At 42.0% G+C, this 23,590-nt stretch carries 24 protein-coding genes; 10 read left to right on the top strand and 14 right to left on the bottom strand.

Translation table 11 applies throughout. The annotated features are described in order from the left end of the window. Window positions 1-80 precede the first annotated feature (80 nt). The 3 genes from sufD to sufB form a co-directional block, all read right to left on the bottom strand. Window positions 81-1,445 carry a Fe-S cluster assembly protein SufD gene (sufD, locus tag UYC_RS0113885; RefSeq protein ID WP_016876437.1) on the bottom strand — a complete coding sequence of 455 codons (1,365 nt, stop codon included), beginning with the start codon at window positions 1,443-1,445 and terminating at the stop codon, window positions 81-83. Beyond that, window positions 1,445-2,233, bottom strand: a complete 789-nt coding sequence (gene sufC, locus UYC_RS0113890; RefSeq protein WP_016876438.1) for a Fe-S cluster assembly ATPase SufC — start codon at window positions 2,231-2,233, stop codon at window positions 1,445-1,447. The genes sufD and sufC overlap by 1 nt, the downstream gene beginning before the upstream one ends. A gap of 128 nt (window positions 2,234-2,361) precedes the next feature. After that, complete coding sequence (sufB, locus tag UYC_RS0113895; RefSeq protein ID WP_016876439.1) at window positions 2,362-3,798, bottom strand: Fe-S cluster assembly protein SufB; 1,437 nt, start codon at window positions 3,796-3,798, stop codon at window positions 2,362-2,364. 223 nt (window positions 3,799-4,021) lie between these two features. Here sufB and sufR point away from each other — a divergent pair, with 223 nt between their 5' ends. Then, window positions 4,022-4,696 (top strand): iron-sulfur cluster biosynthesis transcriptional regulator SufR, encoded by a 675-nt coding sequence (gene sufR, locus UYC_RS0113900; protein WP_016876440.1) that lies wholly within the window; start codon window positions 4,022-4,024, stop codon window positions 4,694-4,696. A gap of 130 nt (window positions 4,697-4,826) precedes the next feature. Beyond that, a complete protein-coding gene (locus UYC_RS0113905; RefSeq protein WP_016876441.1) occupies window positions 4,827-5,087 on the top strand; it encodes a hypothetical protein in 261 nt (86 codons plus the stop codon). A 128-nt stretch (window positions 5,088-5,215) separates the two neighbouring features. Here UYC_RS0113905 and UYC_RS0113910 read toward each other — a convergent pair whose 3' ends face one another. Next, window positions 5,216-5,851: a hypothetical protein gene (locus UYC_RS0113910; protein ID WP_016876442.1), complete on the bottom strand. Its 636-nt coding sequence runs from the start codon at window positions 5,849-5,851 to the stop codon at window positions 5,216-5,218. A 476-nt stretch (window positions 5,852-6,327) separates the two neighbouring features. Further along, the gene (locus tag UYC_RS0113915) at window positions 6,328-6,654 is read right to left on the bottom strand and encodes a YbjQ family protein (protein WP_016876443.1); all 327 of its coding nucleotides are present in this window, start codon (window positions 6,652-6,654) and stop codon (window positions 6,328-6,330) included. An 814-nt stretch (window positions 6,655-7,468) separates the two neighbouring features. Here UYC_RS0113915 and UYC_RS0113920 point away from each other — a divergent pair. Then, window positions 7,469-8,092, top strand: coding sequence for a tetratricopeptide repeat protein (locus UYC_RS0113920; RefSeq protein WP_016876444.1), 624 nt, complete (start codon window positions 7,469-7,471; stop codon window positions 8,090-8,092). A 250-nt stretch (window positions 8,093-8,342) separates the two neighbouring features. Here UYC_RS0113920 and UYC_RS0113925 read toward each other — a convergent pair whose 3' ends face one another. From UYC_RS0113925 to ndhC, 3 genes are read right to left on the bottom strand one after another with little or no spacing between them, the layout of a single operon-like run. Next, a complete protein-coding gene (locus UYC_RS0113925) occupies window positions 8,343-8,867 on the bottom strand; it encodes an NAD(P)H-quinone oxidoreductase subunit J (RefSeq protein ID WP_016876445.1) in 525 nt (174 codons plus the stop codon). Beyond that, a complete protein-coding gene (locus UYC_RS0113930) occupies window positions 8,860-9,606 on the bottom strand; it encodes an NADH dehydrogenase subunit K (protein WP_016876446.1) in 747 nt (248 codons plus the stop codon). Before UYC_RS0113930 ends, UYC_RS0113925 begins: the two co-directional genes overlap by 8 nt. Beyond that, window positions 9,597-9,959 (bottom strand): photosynthetic/respiratory NAD(P)H-quinone oxidoreductase subunit C, encoded by a 363-nt coding sequence (gene ndhC, locus UYC_RS0113935; protein WP_026087586.1) that lies wholly within the window; start codon window positions 9,957-9,959, stop codon window positions 9,597-9,599. The genes UYC_RS0113930 and ndhC overlap by 10 nt, the downstream gene beginning before the upstream one ends. A 194-nt stretch (window positions 9,960-10,153) precedes the next feature. Here ndhC and UYC_RS0113940 point away from each other — a divergent pair, with 194 nt between their 5' ends. The 6 genes from UYC_RS0113940 to UYC_RS36535 all read left to right on the top strand — a co-directional run bounded on the left by UYC_RS0113940 (window position 10,154) and on the right by UYC_RS36535 (window position 12,428). Further along, entirely contained in the window at window positions 10,154-10,489 is a 336-nt protein-coding gene (locus UYC_RS0113940; RefSeq protein ID WP_016876448.1) for a rubredoxin, read from the top strand. A gap of 85 nt (window positions 10,490-10,574) precedes the next feature. After that, the gene (locus tag UYC_RS0113945; RefSeq protein WP_016876449.1) at window positions 10,575-11,597 is read left to right on the top strand and encodes a photosynthesis system II assembly factor Ycf48; all 1,023 of its coding nucleotides are present in this window, start codon (window positions 10,575-10,577) and stop codon (window positions 11,595-11,597) included. A 116-nt stretch (window positions 11,598-11,713) separates the two neighbouring features. Then, window positions 11,714-11,962, top strand: coding sequence for a cytochrome b559 subunit alpha (gene psbE / locus UYC_RS0113950; RefSeq protein ID WP_016876450.1), 249 nt, complete (start codon window positions 11,714-11,716; stop codon window positions 11,960-11,962). 9 nt (window positions 11,963-11,971) lie between these two features. Continuing rightward, window positions 11,972-12,109, top strand: a complete 138-nt coding sequence (psbF, locus tag UYC_RS0113955) for a cytochrome b559 subunit beta (RefSeq protein WP_016876451.1) — start codon at window positions 11,972-11,974, stop codon at window positions 12,107-12,109. 9 nt (window positions 12,110-12,118) lie between these two features. After that, a complete protein-coding gene (locus tag UYC_RS36530) occupies window positions 12,119-12,238 on the top strand; it encodes a photosystem II reaction center protein PsbL (RefSeq protein ID WP_071588463.1) in 120 nt (39 codons plus the stop codon). A gap of 70 nt (window positions 12,239-12,308) precedes the next feature. Next, complete coding sequence (locus tag UYC_RS36535) at window positions 12,309-12,428, top strand: photosystem II reaction center protein J (protein WP_071588464.1); 120 nt, start codon at window positions 12,309-12,311, stop codon at window positions 12,426-12,428. A 301-nt stretch (window positions 12,429-12,729) separates the two neighbouring features. Here UYC_RS36535 and psaI read toward each other — a convergent pair whose 3' ends face one another. The 6 genes from psaI to UYC_RS0113985 all read right to left on the bottom strand — a co-directional run bounded on the left by psaI (window position 12,730) and on the right by UYC_RS0113985 (window position 19,665). Then, the gene (gene psaI / locus UYC_RS36540) at window positions 12,730-12,840 is read right to left on the bottom strand and encodes a photosystem I reaction center subunit VIII (protein WP_016876452.1); all 111 of its coding nucleotides are present in this window, start codon (window positions 12,838-12,840) and stop codon (window positions 12,730-12,732) included. A gap of 153 nt (window positions 12,841-12,993) precedes the next feature. Next, window positions 12,994-15,426, bottom strand: coding sequence for a hypothetical protein (locus UYC_RS0113965; protein WP_016876453.1), 2,433 nt, complete (start codon window positions 15,424-15,426; stop codon window positions 12,994-12,996). A 324-nt stretch (window positions 15,427-15,750) separates the two neighbouring features. Then, entirely contained in the window at window positions 15,751-15,996 is a 246-nt protein-coding gene (locus UYC_RS0113970; protein ID WP_016876454.1) for a hypothetical protein, read from the bottom strand. Window positions 15,997-15,998: 2 nt separating this feature from the next. Next, entirely contained in the window at window positions 15,999-16,880 is an 882-nt protein-coding gene (locus UYC_RS0113975) for a hypothetical protein (RefSeq protein WP_016876455.1), read from the bottom strand. A 166-nt stretch (window positions 16,881-17,046) separates the two neighbouring features. Continuing rightward, the gene (locus UYC_RS0113980; RefSeq protein WP_016876456.1) at window positions 17,047-17,823 is read right to left on the bottom strand and encodes an RNA polymerase sigma factor SigF; all 777 of its coding nucleotides are present in this window, start codon (window positions 17,821-17,823) and stop codon (window positions 17,047-17,049) included. A gap of 516 nt (window positions 17,824-18,339) precedes the next feature. Beyond that, window positions 18,340-19,665, bottom strand: a complete 1,326-nt coding sequence (locus UYC_RS0113985) for a hemolysin family protein (RefSeq protein WP_016876457.1) — start codon at window positions 19,663-19,665, stop codon at window positions 18,340-18,342. A 303-nt stretch (window positions 19,666-19,968) separates the two neighbouring features. Between UYC_RS0113985 and mfd the strand changes: the two genes are divergently transcribed. Then, window positions 19,969-23,499, top strand: a complete 3,531-nt coding sequence (mfd, locus tag UYC_RS0113990; protein WP_016876458.1) for a transcription-repair coupling factor — start codon at window positions 19,969-19,971, stop codon at window positions 23,497-23,499. The last annotated feature ends 91 nt before the right edge of the window (window positions 23,500-23,590 follow it).

A 23,590-nucleotide genomic window follows, 5' to 3' on the forward strand; every position in this document is an offset into this window, starting at 1 on the left:
AGGGGCGGGTTTTACCAGTTAATTAGTAGCAGGGCAGATACAATTTCTCATTAAACCCGCCCGTACAACAGTCAATAGTTTTAAGCTTTGGACTGTAGACTATTGACGGTTTGTGTGAGTCTTTCGCGCAAAGAGGTGACAGGAATTTGATTAATAATTTCAGCCGCGAAGGCATTAATTAGTAAGTTACGGGCATCTTGTTCATCGATACACCGGCTTTGCAGGTAGAAGATTTCATCATCTTCTAGTTGGCTGACGGTGGCACCGTGAGCGCATTTCACATTATCTGCTGTAATTTCTAGTTGGGGTTTAGTATCAATTCTCGCTTTAGACGATAGTAGCAAATTACGATTCAACTGCGATGCGTCTGTAAGCTGTGCGGGCTTGGGGACAAAAACTTTACCATTAAATACAGCATGAGCGCGATCGCCTACTATTGTCTTATGTAATTGCCGACTTGTGCCATAAGGATAATTGAGTGCGATCGCACTGTGAGTATCTGCCAACTGGTTCCCACCGATAATCGTCAATCCATTGAGAGTGGTTTCCGTTTGCTCGCCAGTTTGTAAAATTTCTAAATTGTGCCGCGACAACTTTGCACCCAAAGAAATGGCATTACAGGTATAGCGACTATAGCGTGCTTGGGTAACGGCTGTCTTTCCAATATGAAAAGCCTCTGTACTATCCAACTCCAAACGCGTGTGATTTACCTGAGCATTTTCCTCAACAAAAATCTCCGTCACCGCATTGGTAAAGTAAAGCTCTTCCTTTGCGCTCTTTGCGTCTTTGTGGTTTTTATATTCTTCCACCAAAGTCACCTGCGCTCCACTTTCCGCTACCACCAAGCAACGCGGTAAAGAAATCCCCGCTACATCCCCAGCAGCAATAAACACTAAATGAATCGGTGTTTCCACTACTACATTCTTAGGCACCCAAATAACTGCCACATTTTTGATTCCAGCAGTATTAAGGGCAGTAAATACTTCTAGTGCCCCTTCAGACTGTGCTAAATATTGCTGCACACGCTGGCTGTAAGCTACAGGCAAATCAGCTAAATTGCTAATTACTACCCCCTCTGGCAAAGCAGCGATCGCTGATAACTCTGGTGCATAGACACCGTTAACGAACACCAAGCGAGAGTTAGCAGTTTCTGGAAGAGCGTCTGGTTGTACAGACACACCTAATGTTGTTTGTACAGTAAATTTTACCTGCCGTAGGGGGGACAAATCAGTAAAGCGCCATTCTTCATCGCGAGGGGTGGGAAGAGCCGAATGACGCACCCAACTAGCAGCGCGATCGCGTACTTGTTGCAACCAACCTTCTACTTTTGGTGCAATTACTCGATCTAATAACTCAGTTAGATAAGCATCTCGATTGAGCAAAGTAGTTGCCAAGCTAACTTCACTGGAGTTAGGTATAGGACTGGGAGAAACTGAAATTGTCATTATACACCCACCTCAATCGCAGCTTCTTCTAACAGCCAATCATATCCACGGTTCTCTAATTCCAGCGCCAACTCCTTACCACCCGACTTAATAATCCGTCCGTGTGCCATCACGTGTACGTAATCCGGCACAATGTAGTTAAGTAACCGCTGGTAGTGGGTAATCATAATCGTGGCATTCTCTGGGTTAGTCAACTGATTGACACCATTCGCCACTATTTTTAACGCGTCAATATCCAAACCAGAATCTGTTTCATCTAAAATAGCCAACTTTGGCTCTAGTAGCGCCATTTGCAAAATTTCATTCCGCTTTTTCTCACCACCAGAAAAACCTTCATTCACACTTCGATTCAGAAAAGCGGCATCCATTTTCACCACTTCCAGCTTTTCCTCTACTAGATCATCAAAATCAAACGCGTCCAATTCTTCCAATCCCTGTGCTTTCCGGCGAGAATTGTAAGAGACACGCAAGAAATCCAAATTGCTAACGCCCGGAATTTCCAAAGGATACTGAAACGCTAAAAATATACCAGTTCTGGCGCGTTCTTCTGGTTCCATTTCTAGTAGATTTTGCCCTTGGAAAATCACCTCTCCGCCAGTCACTTCATACGCCGGATGCCCAGCTAGCACTTTAGAAAAGGTACTCTTACCAGAACCATTCGGCCCCATAATCGCATGGATTTCTCCTAAGCGTACCTCAAGATTTACACCTCTGAGAATTGGTGTCCCATTAACCTCAGCTGTCAAGTCGCGAACTGATAGCACAACTTCACTATTTTCAATAATCATGTTCTCTCTCTATTACTTCTATTTCTATGTGCTCTGTGCGTCACGGCGATTTTTTATTTCAACCACAGATGCACACAGATAAACACAGATAAATCATCTATGTGCATCTGTGTTTATCTATGTTCGATTTACCCAACACTACCTTCCAACTTCAAACTCAACAGCTTATCAGCTTCCACAGCAAATTCCATCGGCAGGTGATTAAACACATCCTTACAGAAGCCGCTAATCATCAGCTTCACTGCGTCTTCTGCTGAAATGCCCCGCTGTGCAAAGTAAAACAGTTGATCCTCTCCTATTTTGGAAGTAGAAGCTTCGTGTTCTACCTTCCCAGTATTATTTTGGACTTGAATGTAAGGGAAAGTATTGGCATGGGCATTATCCCCAATTAGCATGGAGTCACACTGAGAATAATTCCGCGCTTTTTGGGCTTTGGGGCCGATTTTTACCAAACCTCGATAGCTATTGCTTGATTTACCAGCAGAAATTCCTTTAGAAATAATGGTGCTGCGAGTATTTTTACCGATGTGAACCATTTTGGTGCCAGTATCGGCTTGCTGCATATTATTTGTTAATGCTACAGAGTAAAACTCACCCACAGAGTTATCACCCACTAGCACGCAGCTAGGATACTTCCAAGTAATAGCAGAACCAGTTTCCACCTGCGTCCAAGAAATCTTAGAATTGACACCTTGGCACAAACCGCGCTTGGTGACGAAGTTGTAAATACCGCCTTTGCCGCTTTCATCTCCAGCGTACCAGTTCTGTACGGTGGAGTATTTAATTTCAGCGTTGTCGAGAGCAACGAGTTCTACAACTGCCGCGTGCAGTTGGTTGCTGTCGTACATCGGTGCCGTACAACCTTCTAAGTAAGAAACGTAGCTGTCTTCCTCAGCAACAATTAATGTCCGCTCAAATTGCCCTGTTTCACCGTTATTAATACGGAAGTAAGTAGACAATTCCATCGGGCATTTCACGCCTTTGGGAATGTAGACAAAGGAACCATCGCTGAAGACTGCGGAGTTTAAAGCCGCAAAGTAGTTATCTGCAACTGGAACCACACTACCCAGGTACTTCTTCACTAGTTCTGGGTATTCCTGCAATGCTTCGGAAATAGAGCAGAAAATTACTCCTTCCTTGGCTAGCTTTTCCTTGAAGGTGGTGGCGACGGAAACACTATCGAAAATGGCATCTACAGCGACATTTGCCAGTCGCTTCTGTTCTGATAAAGGAATGCCTAATTTTTCAAAGGTTTCCAAAAGGGTAGGATCTACTTCTTCCAAGCTTTGCTTCTTAGCTTTTTGCTTGGGTGCTGAGTAATAGATAATATTTTGATAATCAATCGGTGGATACTTGACACTAGGCCAAGTTGGTTCTGTCATTTTTTGCCACTGGCGGTAAGCTCGCAAGCGAAATTCCAACATAAACTCCGGCTCGTTCTTCTTCGCGGAGATCATGCGGATGATGTCCTCATTTAGTCCACGAGGAATAGTGTCTGCCTCGATATTTGTAACGAAGCCGTATTTGTAGGGCTGGTTGACTAAAGTTTTGACAGTGGCACTCATTGCTAATAATCTCTCGTGTTCGCAAAATCAATCTCTTTAAGGATGGAAGACGGGTTATTGCTGGGCAATTCCCATATCGTGTTACCAACTGGTCACACGGCTGTTAGAATAAGGATAACTACTAAAACAACAGCTATGTTGTTTAACACATCTTCATTTTAAGCTAGATTAACAACAATATTGTTGTCAAAGTGAAATTTTCTAATAAAATTTTGGGACGATGATGGCGACTATCCACCAGTCCTCAACTAAACAAGATATACTCCAGTATCTCCACAAACACATCCAAGCAACGGCTTTGGAACTTGCCACCGCTTTAGAGATTAGTCCTCAAGCGATTCGTCGTCATCTCAAAGACTTGGAGGCAGAGCAGTTAATTGTCTATTCATCAGTGCAAGTGGGAATGGGACGTCCCCAGCACGTCTATAAATTAAGTAGTAAGGGAAGCGATCGCTTACGTGGAGAATACGCTGACAGCTATGGCGAGTTTGCCGTTTCTTTACTAGATGCTTTAGCAGAAACGGTAGGACACGACCAAGTAAGTACAATTTTAAAAAAACAATGGCAGCGTAAAGCGCAGGAATATCGAGAACGCTTGGGTAACGGCTCGTTAAGCGATCGCGTTGCAACCTTAGTAGAATTGAGAAAAGCTGAAGGCTACATGGCTGAGTGCCACCCTACAGATACCTCTAACAGTCGCGATCGCTTTATCATCACTGAGCATAACTGCGCAATTTCCAACGTTGCAGAGTCTTTCCCCAGTGTTTGTGTTCACGAATTAGAAATGTTTGCCGCTGTTTTGCCAGATTGCACAGTAGAACGTACTCACTGGATAATTAACGGTGAGCATCGTTGCGGATATTTAGTACAAGCAAGAAAAAATAGACTTAATGAATAAATAACTGAATTTTTACTATCACTCTATGGCATAGATAATTGGTAATTGGTAATTGGTTTTACGAATTGGGAATAATTTATGAAGCCATTACCTATTCACGATTTTAAACTGATGAGTTTTAGATTTGGTTATGAATTTTCCACCAACACAACCGTCAGAGCAATTTTTAACTTCGGAAGAGTCAGCAAAAGTAGATGCTGCTTTGCTTTCTTCACCAGAAAAGTTTTTAACGAGATTGACGATTTCATCACTCAAACTTTTGAAGCACATTGCTACTGAGCACAATGTTGCAATTGAAGATTTAACATCAGAGCAAGTAATTGCTTGGTTTGAGAAAGACGGCAAGACTAGACGGGAGAAGGGTATAGAAGCAGCATATTTAAAATGGTGAGTAGTGATTAGATCATAGTAGTTAATGGCTAATAGTTAATTATGAATTGCCATTAACTATTCATAAAAAAATGCACCTTTTCTCAGGTGCTAAAGCAAGTAGTGTCCTTAAATTTTGTAGACTAAATTTTATCTGTAGTTCTCTGCATTGCGCGGACTGCGAGCACCAACAACGGCTCCGATCATTGAGGCAAGTAAACCTAACAAGGAACCAAATACAAACCACCACAACGATCTACGAAAAGATTCTGCAACCTCACGAGCTTGTTGGGCAGTAAGGTTAGGTACATTTTGCGGTACAGCCGCACCACCCGGTTGTTGAACTTGGTTAAGAACTTCCGCTGCATTAGAAGCAGCAACTCCAAAAGCACCTGTTACACCACTTGCAAATAACCAAGAGCTAACTGCTAAAGTTGTTGCCCAGAGAATAGCACCATTGAGAAGGGCTGTATTGCGGTTCATAGGGCCACAAGCACGGGCTGTTACCCAACCACCAGTAAATAGAGAAATTAACAAAGCAATAGTTGACCAAATCCCCACATTACCGGCAACATTAGGTGCAATTGTTCTTGGTCTACCTGAAGCTTCTATTGCGCCTGCGCCTAAGGCACCAATAATGGCGCTCAAAATTAGCTGAGTAGCTATAGCAACTAATAAGCCAGAAATAATAGGCCCCCAACGAACGCGATCGTGGTAATCAACAACTCTACTGGGTACTGCAGGTTCATTAATAACATCGTCACCTACACGGTTCACATAAGACATAAGCTATAGTCTCCTGACTCTTTTTCTTGAAGATTTTCGGTATTTTTATGCTTATCTTAAAATTAAATTGCTATCTCTAAATTTGAATATCTATCAATAGAAAGAGTTACTCTCTCTATCTTTAGCAATAAAACTTATATTCCTTTTATGACATTTGATATAGACTGAATCTTGAAGAATGCAATGTTAAGTGTGTTAATAATTTCTATGCTTGGAAATATTAAAAAAGGTAAATTAAATAATTATACAGTTTGTCAAAATAAGTTTCAAAATGCATGACATTATGAAGCTATTTGATAGCAATGTATATGAAAATATAATAATTTTGATAAATGTCAGCTGAATAATTAGTAAGTTCTAAATTTTCTGAGGCTAAAGTTCAAAAAAAATATTAATACCAATCTTCTGGGTAGTGATGTTTAACTTTTTTTGGCTAACTATGAAAACTGGTATTAATACTAAACCAATCTTGCTGACTAGCGTACCTTAACTGCAGTACCTGTAGCGGTAATTAATAAAAGAACACCCGATTGATCGACATTGATTGTACCAGTGTCAATTTCAATACCAATTACAGCATCTGCGCCTAGCCGCAGTGCCCGTTGCTCTAATTCTGCTAGTGCTTTCCTTTGACCTTCTTCAAACAGACGCTCATAGCTACCAGTACGTCCTCCAATAATATCTCTCAAGCCAGCAAAAAAATCCCTTAGAAAATTGCTGCCATAAACAACTTCGGCCGTAACAATACCTAAGTATGATTCAACTATAACACCTTGAATGACATCAGTAGTAGTTAAAATCATAGATTTCCCTTAAAAACGCAACTATCAACTTATGTTAATTTAAAATCAATATATGTAAGAGAGATGCAATAGAGTTTTGATTTGCATCAGTATCTTGTTCGAGGGTGAGTTTATATTATTCAGATAAAACATAGAAGTTAAGAACTAAAAACTAAGTAGCTAAACACGCAAACATTGATATATTACGTGTTTTTTCATAAAGTTATTTGCTCCTATTTTTTTGATAAGCTCTATATTATATCCATCAAAAGACTGTAGTAGTGGTAAATCTACACAATCTTAGCGTCTACCATCTCTGCCTTTTATGGAGAATGTTGAATCATATATAATTATTTTTCTTTCAAAATTTACAACCCTAATCAAAAGTTGTAGTTTGAGATTGTGTATCGGTGATAAGTAGGCGGACACAATTAAATGTAAAATACCAATTTCTAGACAGTAAATAGAAACATTCTTTTACCTTTTACCTACTAACGGATATGTTACTTTTGAGTCTCCTGCTCTTTAACCTTTGACTTCTACCGATCACTTCATTAAATCATTCCTATAGGTAATGATTTGTAACTAATGAAGATAGTAGTATCAAAAAGAACTAAGTATATATAGTATTCACCGCAGTCTATTAATCCTAGATTGCTATAAATCTTTGGTAAAAGTTAATTAATAGAGTTTGCAAAGCTGAAGATTTTTGTTTTAATGGACAAGCAATCACGGAAACTTTATAAATGTTGCATGAAGACCAGGGTATTTTGCTGTGTACAGACAAACACCACTCTTAATTAAAGTTTTCTTAATAGGAAGCATTGCTGCAATAATGTCTTTTCCTGCTCAAGCTCAAGTTTTGCTTGCACAAAGCCAAAGTAGCGCACAAGTAAAGGAACTTTTGCAAGAAGGGCGTAGTTTGGTGCAAGCTGGTGATTATAATCGGGCGATCGCAGTCTATCAGCAAGCAGCAGAATTAGAGCCAAAAAATGCATCTATTTATTCTGGCATTGGTTATTTATATGCATTGCAAGGAAATTATTCGACAGCTTTAAACTTTTACCGCCGTGCGACTGCCCTCAATCCTAATAATAGTGATTATCAATACGCTCTTGGTTACGTTAGTGGCAACTTAGGAGATAATGCTAGAGCAAAAGAAGCTTATCGTCGGGCGATACAACTTAACCGTAGTAATGTCAATGCCTACGTAGGATTAGCAACTATCCTGCTACGGCTGGGAGACTACAAAAGTGCCCAGTGGGCATACGATGAAGCAGTGAAGCTCGCTCCTAAAAATCCTCAAGTGTTTGAATTGCGGGGAACAATGTTGAAAAAGCAGGGTAAAGCTAAAGAAGCGATCGCTATTTTTAGAAAAGCACGCGATTTGTACGAGCAGCAGGGTAAATATGACAGTGTGAGTAGAATAGAAGCTACATTGCGCGAGTTAGGAGTATGAATTAATTTAAATGGCGTCTTGGTGGCTATAGCAAGTTATCTAATCACTCCCTCTGAAACGACTTTAATAAATCTTAAGACATTGTATTTTACTGTTATTGGATACCTAACCATTCATATCATGGCTCACATTGGCTGCATGATAAATTAATTAGCGCGATCATTCTTGTGGCTACCCACCAAAAAAACAAAAAACACCCCCTCTACACATACGAGAGGGGGATTAAGGGGGAGTAAGGTGCCTATGCGCTCTAAAAAGCGTCCTGCAACTCATAAAAGTCAGGTGACACGTAATCCTTACGCAAAGGCCAACCAACCCAATCTTCTGGCATTAAAATACGCTTCAAATCCGGGTGCCCTTCGTAAATTATCCCGAACATATCGTAGGATTCGCGCTCTTGCCAGTCAGCCGTCTTCCAGATCCAGTAGACTGAAGGCACTCTTGGGTTTTCTCTAGGCAAGAAAACTTTTATACGTACCTCTTCTGGCTTATCAGCATTATCACTGACCTTAACCAAGTGGTACATACTGACTAAATCCTGTCCAGGCCCCAGATCTATACCGCATTGACACTGGAGATAATTAAACCCGTAAGCATAAAGAGCGGTACAAATTGGCAACAGGAAATCAGGTTCTACCTTAATGATCTCTACCCCATTTACATCAGGTGTTAAAGCCTCATTGGCAAAACCATTTTCCATCAACCACTGAGAAGTTTTGCCTGCTTTGACTAAAGATTGTTCTTCTGCTGGTACTGGTTTTGATTCTTCAGCCACGATTTGCCTCCTCCTTCTTCGCAGTCAACAGAGCAGGAGGTACAGGCAGCCCTATTGCTTCTGTTAATTCCTTTGGTGGTGTAACGCGGGTATCAGAAAGCAAATATTGACCAGTGTGGACTTGGGGTACTGACTTCATGTTATGAGTCGTGCTGTAATAACGATGGGTTTGTTTGATTACACCCCGCTCTTGCATCGAATCATTAGCTATTTTCTTCCGCAACTTGATAATTGCATCAATAATTGCTTCTGGACGTGGTGGACAACCGGGTAAGTACACATCAACTGGAATCAGTTTATCGACTCCACGCACTGCTGTAGGGGAATCTACGCTGAACATCCCACCAGTGATTGTACAAGCCCCCATCGCAATCACGTACTTTGGTTCGGGCATTTGTTCATAAAGACGCACCAGTTGAGGAGCCATCTTCATCGTGATTGTACCTGCTGTAATAATCAAATCAGCTTGGCGGGGGCTAGAACGGGGAATTAGTCCGAAGCGGTCAAAGTCAAACCGGGAACCAATCAAAGCAGCAAACTCAATGAAGCAGCAAGCAGTACCAAACAGTAAAGGCCAAAGACTAGAAAGTCGTGCCCAGTTGTAGAGATCGTCAACAGTTGTCAAAATGACATTTTCTGACAACTCTTGAGTAACTGTCGGACGCCCAATTGGGCTGAGAATGCGCTCCTTTTGCTGTTGTTCCACATCTTTCGCTGTTAAATTAGCATCTAAGACCATTCCAATGCTCCTTTACGCCATGCATAAACTAGGGCAACTACAAGAATTGCGATAAAAATTAGTGCTTCAATAAATGCCAGTAAGCCCAGACGGTGGAAAGCAACTGCCCAAGGGTATAAGAACACTGTCTCCACATCAAATACAACGAATACCAGGGCAAACATATAGTAGCGGATATTGAACTGAATCCAGGCTCCGCCAATAGGTTCCATACCGGATTCGTAAGTAGTGCGCCGTTCTGGGTTGCGACCGCTAGGTCGCAGGAGCTTGGACGCAGATAGAGCTAAGGCAGGCACTAGGCTACAGATAATTAAGAAGCCTAGAAGGTACTCGTAACCGCTAAGGACAAACACAATGAATATCTACCGCTATATAGTGCAAATAACTCTGTTACCTTCTTTTACATTATATCGATTTGACTATTCTGAAATTTGGAAAACAGACCAGAGGTAATTTGATTCCTTTTTGTCAGTGATAGAAAAACCTAACAGTTATGTCATAATTTTTAACGTAAGTTTAAGCTTTGACCCTCACCCATGCTACGGCTATGAGCGACCAAGCTGTTGAAAATCCAGTTTTAGACCGCTACGAGTGTCGTGCCTGCGGTTACGTCTACGAACCGAGTAAAGGAGATGAAAAAAATGACATTCTCCCAGGTACACCTTTTGCAGAGCTGCCCTTAACTTGGCGCTGTCCGGTTTGTGGTGCAAAGAAAAACGCTTTCACCAATATCGGCCCTGCGGGTAAGGCTTCTGGCTTCCAAGAAAATCTCGGTTATGGTTTGGGTGTCAATAATCTGACACCAACTCAAAAAAGTCTTTTGATTTTTGGTGCTTTGGCTCTTGCTTTCTTATTTTTCATGAGTCTTTATGGCTTACAATAAGCCGCACTTTTAAGAGTGTAGGTAGGGTAATACCCTGCCTACAGCAAATCTTAGACAAATTAACAAAAAACTAATAAATACAAAAATGCGCTCAAAAGTGAGAATCTGGCAACGAATATTTGCCTTGTTTGCTGTTGTTTTAATGTGTGTCGGTTGTAGTAACGTTCCTTCCACAAGTTACAACCCTTGGGAAGTGATTTCCCTACCGACAGAAGCAAAACTACTGGATATAGCCTTTACTGACAATCCTAAACACGGCTATTTAGTAGGCAGTAACGCTACACTTTTGGAAACCAAAGATGGTGGCAATACCTGGCAACCAATAACATTACAGCTAGATGACAACAAGTATCGCTTTAACTCCGTCAGTTTTGCTGGCAAGGAAGGATGGATTGTCGGTGAACCTTCGCTGGTACTACACAGCACTGATGAAGGTAATTCTTGGTCACGCATTCCTTTGAGTGAAAAGTTGCCAGGTAATCCGATAAATGTTTTAGCGCTAGGAGCAAAAACAGCTGAAATGGCTACCGATGTAGGAGCAATATACAAAACTACAGATGGGGGTCAAAACTGGAAAGCACAGGTGGAAGAAGCCGTCGGTGTAGTGCGAAATATGGAACGTTCTGCTGATGGCAAATACGTTGCTGTTTCTGCTAAAGGTAACTTTTATTCGACTTGGGAGCCGGGTATAAATGCTTGGGTACCCCATAACCGCAATAGTTCCCGACGAGTCGAAAATATGGGCTTTACAGAAAACGGGCAAATGTGGATGCTAGCACGGGGAGGACAGGTACAATTTAGCGATCCTGCTAACCCTGACAAATGGTTGGAAGTACAATATCCAGAAGTGTCTACTAGTTGGGGTTTGCTTGATTTGGCATATCGCACACCTGAGGAAGTTTGGATCAGCGGTGGCAGTGCTAATTTGCTACGCAGTCCTGATGGTGGCAAAACTTGGGAAAAAGACCGTGATGTTGAAAATGTGCCTGCTAATTTTTACAAAATAGTTTTCTTATCACCAGAACAAGGATTTGTAATTGGCGATCGCGGAATTTTGCTCAAATACCAACCTAATATTGCCCCTGATGCCAAATCAGAAGCAGCTTAGGTAACAAAACAGGTATTAACTCCTATTTATGAGAAAGAAGTTGCAAGTTGTAACTCTTTCTTAACTTTGTAGGATAATAAATTAATTAACAATAGATGATGGAGGTAGGGATCTAAATGTCAGGTAGTACTGGAGAACGTCCGTTTTCGGATATTATTACCAGCGTTCGTTATTGGGTGATTCACAGCATCACCATTCCTGCCTTATTTATCGCAGGTTGGTTATTTGTGAGTACAGGCTTGGCGTATGATGTATTTGGCACACCTCGGCCAAACGAGTATTACACCCAAGAACGGCAAGAATTGCCGATTGTGAATAACCGTTTTGATGCAAAACAACAAGTCGAAGAATTTATTGCAAAGTAGTTTGAAATTATGACTAGCGGCAGCAACGTTAACCAACCAGTACAATATCCAATTTTTACCGTCAGATGGCTGGCAGTTCACACCCTAGCTGTGCCTACTGTATTCTTTTTGGGCGCGATCGCCGCAATGCAGTTTATTCAACGCTAGGAGATAAGAATGGAAAGAAACACCAACCCTAATAATCAGCCGGTTGAATTAAACCGGACATCTTTATACCTGGGACTGCTACTAGTTTTTGTTCTGGGGATTTTGTTTTCCAGTTACTTCTTTAACTAACTGGAAGCATAGGTATTAATTTTTGTTTATTTAACCTGCGTTGATTTTTTTGTTTAGGGAGGAGAATACAGTGTCTGAAAGTGGGAGAATTCCTTTGTGGATTGTTGCGACAATCGCGGGCTTAGGTGTAATTACGGTTGTAGGCATTTTCTTCTATGGAGCTTACGCCGGACTTGGTTCATCTGTTTAAGATTGGCATGAGCCGCATAACAACGGTCTCAAATTTTCTAGCACTGGTTTAGAAATCAGTATTTAAAAAACCGCCTATCTCATGGAGACGGGCGGTATTATTTTGAGATTGTTGTGAGTAGGGGAGGCAGCGCGCCCTTAGAGGTTAAGAGGAGCTTTCGGATTCTCCGGCTCCGCTCCGTTGTAGCGACTGCCGTGCGGGTTTTTTTAATGACTTTTAGTTTAAACCCGCCCGTACAGTAGGTAGTAGTTAGTAAGTAGTAGGTAGTTATTTACCACTATCCACTATCCACTATCCAAATTTAGACAAGATCTTCGCGTTCAATGTACACAAACAAAAACGCCATTGCTACAAATGGAAAAACTAGACCTGTCAGGGGAACGAAAATAGAAGGCAAAAATGAAGCAGCCATAGTAAATAATTCCTGTTGAAATCACACTACGATTCAAAATGAGCTTACTGCAAATCCAGCCTAATTTTGTAAATTCTAAAGATTTTTAACACTGTGAGACCTTATGTAAACAGCTATTTAACATTTCTGGCTAGCAGTTCTTACACAAGCATCCTATAAACCCAGCATTTCATCTTGCTGCAAACTAAGCAAGTCTTCTGGAATCACAGTCCGCATAATAGTGGCTTTGTGGCTTTCCTGTTTGGTTGCCATATCTACGGCGATCGCTTCTAAGCAAATTTCCAAACAGCCAAAAGGAATCTGGATTATAGTAATAACTTCCAATCCTCCCGAAGAGTTGGGCTGTAAATTCGTGAGCAAACGTGGCCCTTCTAACAGCCACCGCATTTGGCAATCCTCTATCCATAATTTAACTGCAATGCCAGGACGCCTACAAGGCACTTGGATGCGTATCCTCACAGACTTGCCACAGATTAATTCACCTTCTGGTAAATGCAGTTGCGGAATTGGTAATGGCTGTGCGATCGCTCCAGTCATTGGTAGAGCAATTGATATATTTGGCAAACATTGCTTTTCCTCGCTAGCAGAGCTACTGTCTTTTGCTTCAACTTCCACTTTGCTGTATGTATCATCTACAACAATTTCTTTTGTCAACCACACTGGTGGTGTCTTGGCATGACGAAGAGGCGGTAGTTGATATAAGGGGGAAGCAACAAAAGGAGGTGGTGGAGGGAAAGGAAGGGAAATCGTAAGGGGTTTTTCTTCATCTTCCTCCGGTTTTATATCTAAGTCTGAGGTGATGTACAAATTGGTATCTTCAAGTAGATATTCAGGATTAAAAGTAAATGGAGATTGTTCCTGAGGTATCTCTTCTGGAGTGGGAGTGTGAGTATTGTAGTCTTCATATTCGACGTCGATGGGTTCGGATAAAGAGTATCCGTGATTGTACATCCACTTCACAATCAAGGGAGAGATATAGGGATTTGGTTGCACTGTTAATAAATGTGAGCTTGATGGGATAACTAATGCAACAGACTCTTCAAAAGAGTCATCCTCGTATTCTGCACCTTGATCTGTAACTGATTGAGCTATATCTTCATCAGGTGTTGTGGTTATGCCTTGATGTTCACATTCCTTACAAATGTACAAGTCCAATGCTTCCCCATCATAACAAATGTCTTCTTTTTGCTCTTGTGGCAAGTTTTTGACTCGTTTTAAAAATGGAAAAGTAGTATCTATCCTTGCTACTTGCTCAACAATGGTAGGAGTACCTTCTTGCTCAAAATCCTGCAATTGTACTGTAGATGAGGAAACATCGGCACTAATGTTATTATTTAGACTATTAAGTTGTGGAAGATTTGGTAATTGTGGCGAACGGCAAGCTCCTGAATTCTCAGATGAAAGTGGCTTTAGGCGCGGTGGGAGAGATATTTTTGGGGCGGGATGGGCTGGTAAAGATTGAGTAATTTTTTTAGATTTGACGATATTGAAAAGTTCTAAATTTAGCTTTGCAGCTGACTCTGACGATTTAGTTTTGATAGGTGGCGTTGATGGTATTTGAGCTTGCTCTTGCCAGACTTCTGGTTCGTTTTTGTTGGCTAGGGTGCCCAAAGCCAATAATTCTGTAATATCTGCTGTAATTGTAAAAGACTGACTGCCTAATAATATTGCTTCCGTGTCAGGATTGAGCGTGCCATACAAGCTGATGTTACCCAAAATGAGTTTGGATTCGCACTCAGCCGGAATTTCAATTGAGCAGCTAATGGAAAATGGCAGTAACTTTTCGCCTAAGTTTTGTAGTACCTGACGACTTAATATTTCCAAACCCTGAGGTGAGCGCAATTCGATTCGCACCTCTTTTGTGCAGATGCTTGGTAGATTGGTCGTTTCTTTTGGTTGTACGTATCCATTGAGACTAAGTGCTTGTCCCCAATTACCAATGTAGGTTTCTTCTTCCAGAATTATTTGTAGTGGTAGATCTGTAAAAACTAGAGGATAATTCTCAGTCCTTTCATCTTCTAGAAGAGTTGCTGAATTAGGTAAAGCTAAATCTATCAGATTTTGTAAAATCTGCTGTGCTGTTTCTGCTTTGAGCCATACGGGACTTATAGGCTGATCGATAATTGTATCTTCAGTGCTACTCTTCGTTTTTTTGAAAATTGCAGAGTTTTCCCCATTTTCAGGGCGCTCCCAAGGCGCTACCCCTAGCTTTCTTGTCTCCCCATCTATTACCTGGGGTGAAACTTGCAATTGAACGCTATATTGCCAGGGTTTACCAAGCAAATCCGACATTAAATCGCCGCAACATTGCAAATCCCATATGCCTGGCTTGAGGTGGGTAAAAGGAATTACCGCCATTAAACCTTCTGCGTTAGTGCGGCGCGATCGCTTATGAACGCGTCGTTTTGGTGGTACTTCTGCACGATCAGTTGAGGAGTGAGTTATCCGCACTTCCACATCTGTATTGGTAAGGTTGGAGCGAGCCACAACTCTATACCTACCTTCCAAAATATCTAGTTTTGGCGATTCCAGGAGATGCCAAGAGCGATCGCCCTGTTTCTGTATCAGAAATTGCCAGTTTTCCATCGTAATAGATGCCCAGACTGTAAAGCCGTTGTTGTCATTATTCCCCGATCTTGCTTGCCAGTTTACCTCAGCAAATTGTAATTTTATAACTTGATATGCTGTTTCAATTCAAACACTAGACTTGAAAAGGCAGAAGGGAAGTTAGGTAATAGGGGATAGGGAACAGGAGACAGATGAGTTTAATTTTCCTATTCCCTGTAACCTGTACCCTGTTCCCTGCTCTGTTGTACGCAGCTTATGAAGGCTATGTATATATTGTGCAATACAAAAAATTTGGGTGGAGAAACCTCAACCCAAAATATCTCGACTTATATATCTGAGTCATTAAACTATGTAGTGACTGCGATAGTAGGCCAAAATCTGTTCAATCCTTTGTCGGCTTTGGGAACTGAAATCAGAAGGCCACGATATCCACAAGCCACCGATTTGACTTTGGCTATAATCAAACTCTTGGGAAGATTGGGGAATTAAACTCACTTCTACCCCTTCGACTTGACGTAAATGCGCTGCTATCTCTCGATAGACTGCCAAAGGTAAACCAGTAAATTCAATTTTTTCTTTTGTCTCCATATTTACGAAGATCCAATCGCAAGTGGGTTTTGAGTTGGTGATGTTTCCAAAACAGTATTTGGGACAACTGCTGTTGTCGTCGCTGCGGCTGGACTACCCGCAGGCGCTTCTCCAACCATTTTGGCAACTTCTATACCATATTGTTCCAGAATAACGATCGGCTCTAAACCTTCATTCATTTCAATACGTTTGATCAGTACTCCGTTCGCCAATCTTTGTCCTGGCTGCACGTAACGACTCGTTGGTTCGTTTGGTACTTTAATAATTGCTTGGGGTTGATTGCCAAGCAAGACTACACCACTCACAAAAACTGCTTTTGCTAAGTCAGGTTGTGGAGAGGGAGGCAACGCAGCTTTTAGTTTCTGATCGGGGATAACCTGCGGTAACACACGAGGCAAAACAGAAATTAAACTGGGATTGCGATTAGTTTTGGTGTTTGATGCGTTTAACTTAGCGGTATTTGGTGAATTTATCTTGGCAGATATAACCGCACTGCGTTTTTGTGGTGTTCTTGCTACTGTTACCACCGCTGGTAAAGGTGGTAATAAAGGCACAGGTTTCAATTTGGTGCTCGGATCTGATAGTCCTTGGGGATATTGCTTAACAAGTTGCTCAAATGGATCGCTCCGTCCTTTGGAGACGAAATTGATCCTTTCTGTTGGATTTGTTGGTTGAATTAAGCTAGGACTTGCTTGTGCAACTAATGAACTTTCTTTGGCTGGCACCACTGGGTTGTTAAACTTTTGTGCCTGCGGTTGCTGAGTTTGTGCTGGTGGGTTACTCGGCTGTGGGGTATTAGTCGCTTGTTGTTCTCCTTCCGAACCACAGGAAGCGATCGCCAAAGACACAATAGCTGCAGCAAAAATTATTGAATTTCTGTGCATTAACCTTTCTCTATAGCTACAGGTATATTTGCTTATCGAAGTCAACATACTGGAAATTTTTATCAAAGGCTAAATCTTATACCTTTATAACCTAATTTTTCGGTTGTCAAAGTATTTTTTTACACTTCATTTTCCAGCAAAACTATTTTTTAGATGCGGCTGTCAGTTACTCTTCAGGCCCGCCCATTAACTGTTTCAGCAAGTCCAGTCCTTTTTTAACTCTACGAGAAACAGTGACAACACTGATACCTAGCTGTTCTGCTACTTGTTTTTGCGTTAAATCGTGTAAAAAAACAAACTCTAAAACTTCACGAGTACGCTTTTCTACCTTCACTAGAGCTTGTTGCAAGCGAATTTGATCTTCTTGTGCCAACTGAAAGCTACGGTAGTGGAGATCTGGTACTAGTTCACCCAAGCTGGTAGATCCCTCTTCTCCATCTTGTACTGGTACATCCAAGCTCAGAGGAGCGCGATTAATCCATGCTAATTTAATTTCTTGCCATTCTTGGGAGGAAATTTCCAGTGCTGCTGCTAGCTCTGAATCGGTTGGTTGGCGATTGTATTTTTCCCGTAGAGAACGCGAAACTCCGATCGCCTGTTGTTGCAAAGCTAAGTAGCGTCTGGGGATACGTACCGTTACACCTTTATCTCGTAGATAATGTTGAATTTCACCGCGAATGTAAGGAATAGCAAAGGAACTGAAAGCATGGCCTTTAGATATTTCAAATCTTTCAATCGCCCGAATTAAACCCAGACAACCGACTTGAAGCAAGTCTTCATAGCTTTCTTGGCATTGATTTATCCAATAGTGAGCTTCTTTTCTCACCAATCCAAAATTCAGTTTTACAAGTTGATTGCGAACAACTGCTGATTGAGATTGCTGATATTCTCGCAACAACTGCAAAATTTCATGTTTCAGTTCGTAGGTGACTGTAGTTGGCATAGTACCGTGTTTCTGTGTCAAACAAACTGCAATTGGTATGTGTGTTTGTAAACGCAAACAAAATTTTTGATATCAAAGGAAACTTCGGTATGCAAAATTTGGCTAGTTTCTGTTAAACAAGGAAACTAACTCATAGGCAGCACAAGCATTTTCGGTGTACACCGTCAGCTTTACCGAAGGTAACTGAATCTGTTGTCAGATATAGGGATATCTAAAAAACGTATTGCTCTATAAGACAGAGCAACCCTAACAGCAGATCAAAATTCTTGGATGGAAATATCTGCTGTTATTGGTTTATAGTTTTTTCAACACTACTTACAAAAGATATAAAATTTTTTACTAAAACAAAAACCGAAATTGTACTTAATTTAATTAATGTATTGATTAATTTATCGGTTGCTAACAAGATTCCTAATAGTATGCAAGCAAAAATTTTCTCCGTAGATCATTCCTTAATTATACGGAGAAAATTCTAGTACCATAAAGTATTTAAGACTGAGGTTCACTCTAACTAAACTAGTCTTGTTTTTTACTATCCAGTGATTGTTTTTGCTTAGGCACTACCAGTACCTTATCAACACGATTACCATCCATGTCCATGACTTCAAAGCGCATACCCTGCCATTCAAAATGATCTGCTGCTGAGGGAATGCGACCAAGATGAGTAATCACAAAACCACCTAGTGTTTGATAGTTGCCTTGATGTTCTCGCAAATATTCTTCAAGATCGAAAAGTTCAAAAAATTCTTCTACAGATAACATTCCATCCAGTAACCAAGAACCATCCTCCCGTTGTACTGCTTGGGGGTTTTCTAATTCTTCTGCGGAAGGAACATCACCAACAATTTCAATCATCACGTCGTTGAGAGTAACTAATCCCTGAATCACACCATATTCATCAACTACTAGTGCCATGTGAGTGACGGTTTGTTTGAATAATTCCAGGACTTTCAAACCACGAGTACTTTCTGGTACAAATACTGGCGTTCGCAATCCCACCGTCAAATCTAACGGTTCTCCAGTTAAACTGCGGGCTAACAAGTCAGTCACCGGGATCACACCTAAAACATTATCTAGCCCTCCTTGACAAACCGGATACCGGGAATAGGGACTTTCAATCACCTTCTGTCGATTTTCTTCTACAGAATCCTCTAAATCCAACCAGACAATTTCTGGGCGGGGTGTCATAAACGAGCTCACGGGGCGATCGCCAAACCGAAATACTCGCTCTACCATATCTTGTTCTGCTTCTTCAAAGGTTCCCTCTTCTGTACCCTGCTCGATCAAGACTCTAATTTCTTCTTCTGTTACTTGTGGTTCTGTAGATGGTCTAATACCCAAAGCTCGCACAACCGTATCAGTGGAAATACTTAATAAATAAACTAATGGTGAAGTAAGTGTTGCTAAACATTTCATGGGAATAGCAACAATGGAAGCAATTGGCTCTGGTCTATTTAAAGCTATACGCTTGGGTACTAATTCGCCAAGAATCAGCGTCAAATAGGTAATAATTAAGACAGCTATAACGGTAGCGATCGCATCAGCATAGGATGCTAGCCAGGGCATTTGAATCAATATAGGCTCTAATCTCTTGACGATCGTCGATTCGGCAAAGGCACCAGATAAAATACCCAGGAGAGTTATCCCGATTTGAACAGTAGCCAAAAATTGATTTGGGGAAGAGGCTAGTTCAAAGGCAACGCGAGCCTTTTGATCTCCCCGCTCTGCAAGCTGTTGTAGACGAACCTTTCGCGCTGAGACTATAGCCAACTCTGACATGACAAACAGGCTGTTGGCGAGGATGAGTAGGAAAATAATTAGGATTTCAACAGTTGGTGACATTCTTATAAAATTGCCGATGCTATCGGCAAACCATACTTAAACTTTAATCTGAAATTAATATCTAGTATCCAAGATGTTTTTAGAGAATACTCAAAACCTGAAAATACAACTATTAGTCATTTATTCATAGGTGATTGGGATAGAGCACAGTTCGGATATTAGCTATTAGTAGTCGTAATTGTACTAGGGACTTACCTCTTTCAGACAATACTTCTACCATCCTTGACATTTCTAAAATAGTTAAAGTAGGCGCTATGATTATCCATTGCTGCTCAGAACGACTTCCACCTGTTTTTTGAACTTATGGCTTTTTCTTCCATTGTCCGTACTCTAGGGCGATCGCCGCTCACCACAGAGCTTCTTACCAAGCTAAATCGACAACAAGATTTGCATTTAAATGGTATACCCCGGTTGCCAAAAGGCTTGATAGCGTCAAGTTTGGCTCAAACTGAGGGGCAGAATTTGTTTGTGGTTTGTGCAACTTTGGAAGAAGCAGGACGCTTTTCGGCACAGCTAGAGGCGATGGGATGGCAAACTGTGCATTTTTACCCAACTTCCGAAGCCTCTCCCTACGAACCTTTTGATCCTGAGACTGAAATGACTTGGGGACAGATGCAGGTGTTGGCGGATTTAGTCCAAGTGAGGGGACAGGAGATAGGAGACAGGAGACAAATTGCTATTGTCGCTACTCATGCCGCTTTGCAACTGCACCTGCCACCATTAGAAGCTTTCAAACCTTTCTGTCTTACTATTAAGTCTGGTATAGAGTTTGACCTAGATAGTTTTGGCGAAAAAATCACTAGTTTAGGTTACGAGCGGGTTCCTCTGGTAGAAACGGAAGGACAGTGGAGCCGCCGTGGCGATATTGTTGATGTATTTCCAGTGTCTTCTGAGTTGCCAGTGCGCTTGGAGTGGTTTGGTGATGAGATTGAACAAATACGAGAATTTGATCCGTCCACTCAGCGTTCTGCGTTAGATAAGGTTGAGCAGCTGATTCTCACTCCTACGAGCTTTTCCCCTGTAGTTCAATCGGCTTTGGGTGAGGAGGTGCTAGAAACAGTTAAAACTTATCTTTCTGTAGTTGAACAAGAACAGTTTGAAGCAGGCACATCTTTAGAAGGTAGCCGTCGCTTTTTAGGACTTGCTTTTCGCGAACCAGCTTCATTGTTAGATTATTTACCAGAAAATACCCTGATTGCCATTGATGAGCCAGAACAGTGTCACGCTCACAGCGATCGCTGGGTGGAGAATGCTGAGGAGCAGTGGTTAGCTTTGGGCAGTAAGGCAGCAGACGAGGATGGAGGCAGAAGCATCGAACAAGCCTTGATTGCCTTACCAAAAATTCATCGTTGGTTTGATGATTGTTTGGCTGCGTTGGCAGAGTTCAAGAGAGTATACTTATCAGAACTGGCAGAGGAAAATCAAGGTATAAATCTTGCTAGTCGTGGAGTGCCAGCAACGCCCCATTCCTTTGCCAAAATAGCAGAAATACTACGACAAGAACGCGATCGCAATTTTTCTATTTGGTTAATTTCGGCACAACCGAGTCGTTCTGTGTCTCTGTTGCAAGAACATGACTGCCCTGCTCAGTTTATACCTAATCCCCGTGACTATCAAGCGATTGAAAAGCTACAAATTAATCACGTACCTATTGCCTTAAAATATTCCGGTATGGCAGAGTTAGAAGGTTTTATTCTGCCTACATTCCGTATTGTTATTATTACTGACCGTGAATTTTACGGGCAACATAGCCTCGCGACTTTTAGCTATGTCCGCAAGCGCAGAAAAGCTACTTCTAAACAAGTAGATCCTAATAAGCTTCGCCCTGGCGACTTTGTTGTCCACAGAAACCACGGTGTAGGTAAATTCCTCAAACTAGAAAGTCTGACAATTAACCACGAAACCCGTGAGTACTTGGTAGTGCAATATGCCGATGGTTTGCTGCGGGTAGCAGCCGATCAAGTGGGTGCGCTGTCGCGGTTTCGGACAACGACTCAGAAGCCGCCAGAACTCAATAAAATGACTGGCAAAGCTTGGGAAAACACCAAGAATAAAGTCCGCAGAGCAATTAAGAAATTGGCGGTGGACTTGCTAAAGTTGTACGCAGCGCGATCACAACAAAAAGGTTTTGCCTTTCCAACAGATATGCCTTGGCAGCAGGAACTTGAAGACTCGTTCCCTTACCAACCTACAACCGATCAACTCAAGGCTGTACAAGATGTCAAACGGGATATGGAAAGCGATCGCCCGATGGATCGCTTAGTCTGTGGCGACGTTGGTTTTGGTAAAACTGAAGTAGCTATTCGCGCTATCTTTAAAGCTGTCACCGCCGGAAAACAGGTTGCACTCCTTGCACCTACTACCATCCTAACGCAACAACACTATCACACCCTCAAAGAACGCTTTGCCCCCTACCCGATTAACGTTGGGTTACTCAACCGCTTCCGCACTCCCCAAGAACGCCGCGAAATTCAAAAACGACTGGCAACGGGTGAGTTAGATATCGTTGTAGGTACGCACCAACTTTTGGGTAAAGAAGTTACTTTCAAAGAATTAGGGCTTTTGGTGGTGGATGAAGAACAGCGGTTTGGGGTGAACCAAAAAGAGAAAATTAAAACCCTCAAAACTCAGATTGATGTACTCACTCTCTCCGCTACCCCGATTCCCCGGACATTGTATATGTCTTTGTCAGGTATTCGGGAAATGAGTTTGATTACCACACCACCTCCATCCCGCCGTCCAATTAAAACCCATCTGGCAGCGATGAATTCCGAAAGTATCCGCAGCGCAATTCGTCAGGAAATTGACAGAGGCGGACAAATTTTCTACGTAGTTCCACGGGTGGAAGGAATTGAAGAGACAGCAGGTAGCTTGCGGGAGATGATACCGGGAGCGAGAATAGCGATCGCCCACGGACAAATGGATGAAAGCGAGTTAGAAGCAACGATGCTCTCTTTCAGCAGTGGTGAAGCAGATATCCTTGTCTGTACCACGATTATTGAATCTGGTTTGGATATTCCGCGAGTTAACACTATTTTGATTGAAGATGCTCACCGCTTTGGTTTAGCACAGTTATATCAATTGCGGGGACGTGTAGGACGTGCAGGTATCCAGGCTCATGCTTGGCTATTTTATCCAAAGCAAAGAACATTATCCGATGCAGCACGGCAACGCTTGCGGGCGATTCAGGAATTTACTCAATTGGGTTCTGGGTATCAATTAGCAATGCGCGATATGGAAATTCGCGGAGTTGGTAACTTGTTAGGAGCGGAACAATCCGGTCAGATGGATGTAATCGGTTTTGATTTATACATGGAAATGCTGGAAGAAGCGATTCGGGAAATCCGAGGGCAAGAAATTCCCAAAGTTGATGATACTCAGATTGACCTTAACCTTACGGCGTTTATTCCCGCAGATTATATTCCAGATATCGATCAAAAAGTGAGTGCCTACCGGGCGGTGGCGGCTGCCAAGTCTAAAGAAGAACTCAAACAAATTGCTGCCGAGTGGAGCGATCGCTATGGTGCTGTTCCCACACCTGCAAACCAACTATTGCGGGTGATCGAGTTGAAACAGCTAGGGAAAAAGCTAGGCTTCAGCCGAATTAAACCAGAAGCCAAGCAGCACGTTGTGTTAGAAACGCCGATGGAAGAACCAGCTTGGAACTTGTTGGCAGCGAATTTACCAGAAAATCTCAAGTCTCGTTTTGTTTATTCACCTGGAAAAGTCACAGTGCGGGGTTTGGGAGTGTTTAAGGCAGATCAGCAGTTGCAAACTCTGATTGATGCGTTTGAGAAAATGCAGGGTGCGGTTGTGGAGGCGGCGGTTGTTTAAGATTAATTTCTCGTTGCCAGGTTGAACCTGGTAACGAGGGTGGTGGGCTGCCGCCTTCCGATACTACAACTGTGCAAGGGCAGGATAATGC

Origin of the sequence: Chlorogloeopsis fritschii PCC 6912, assembly GCF_000317285.1 — a bacterium.
Taxonomy (GTDB): Bacteria; Cyanobacteriota; Cyanobacteriia; order Cyanobacteriales; family Nostocaceae; genus Chlorogloeopsis; species Chlorogloeopsis fritschii.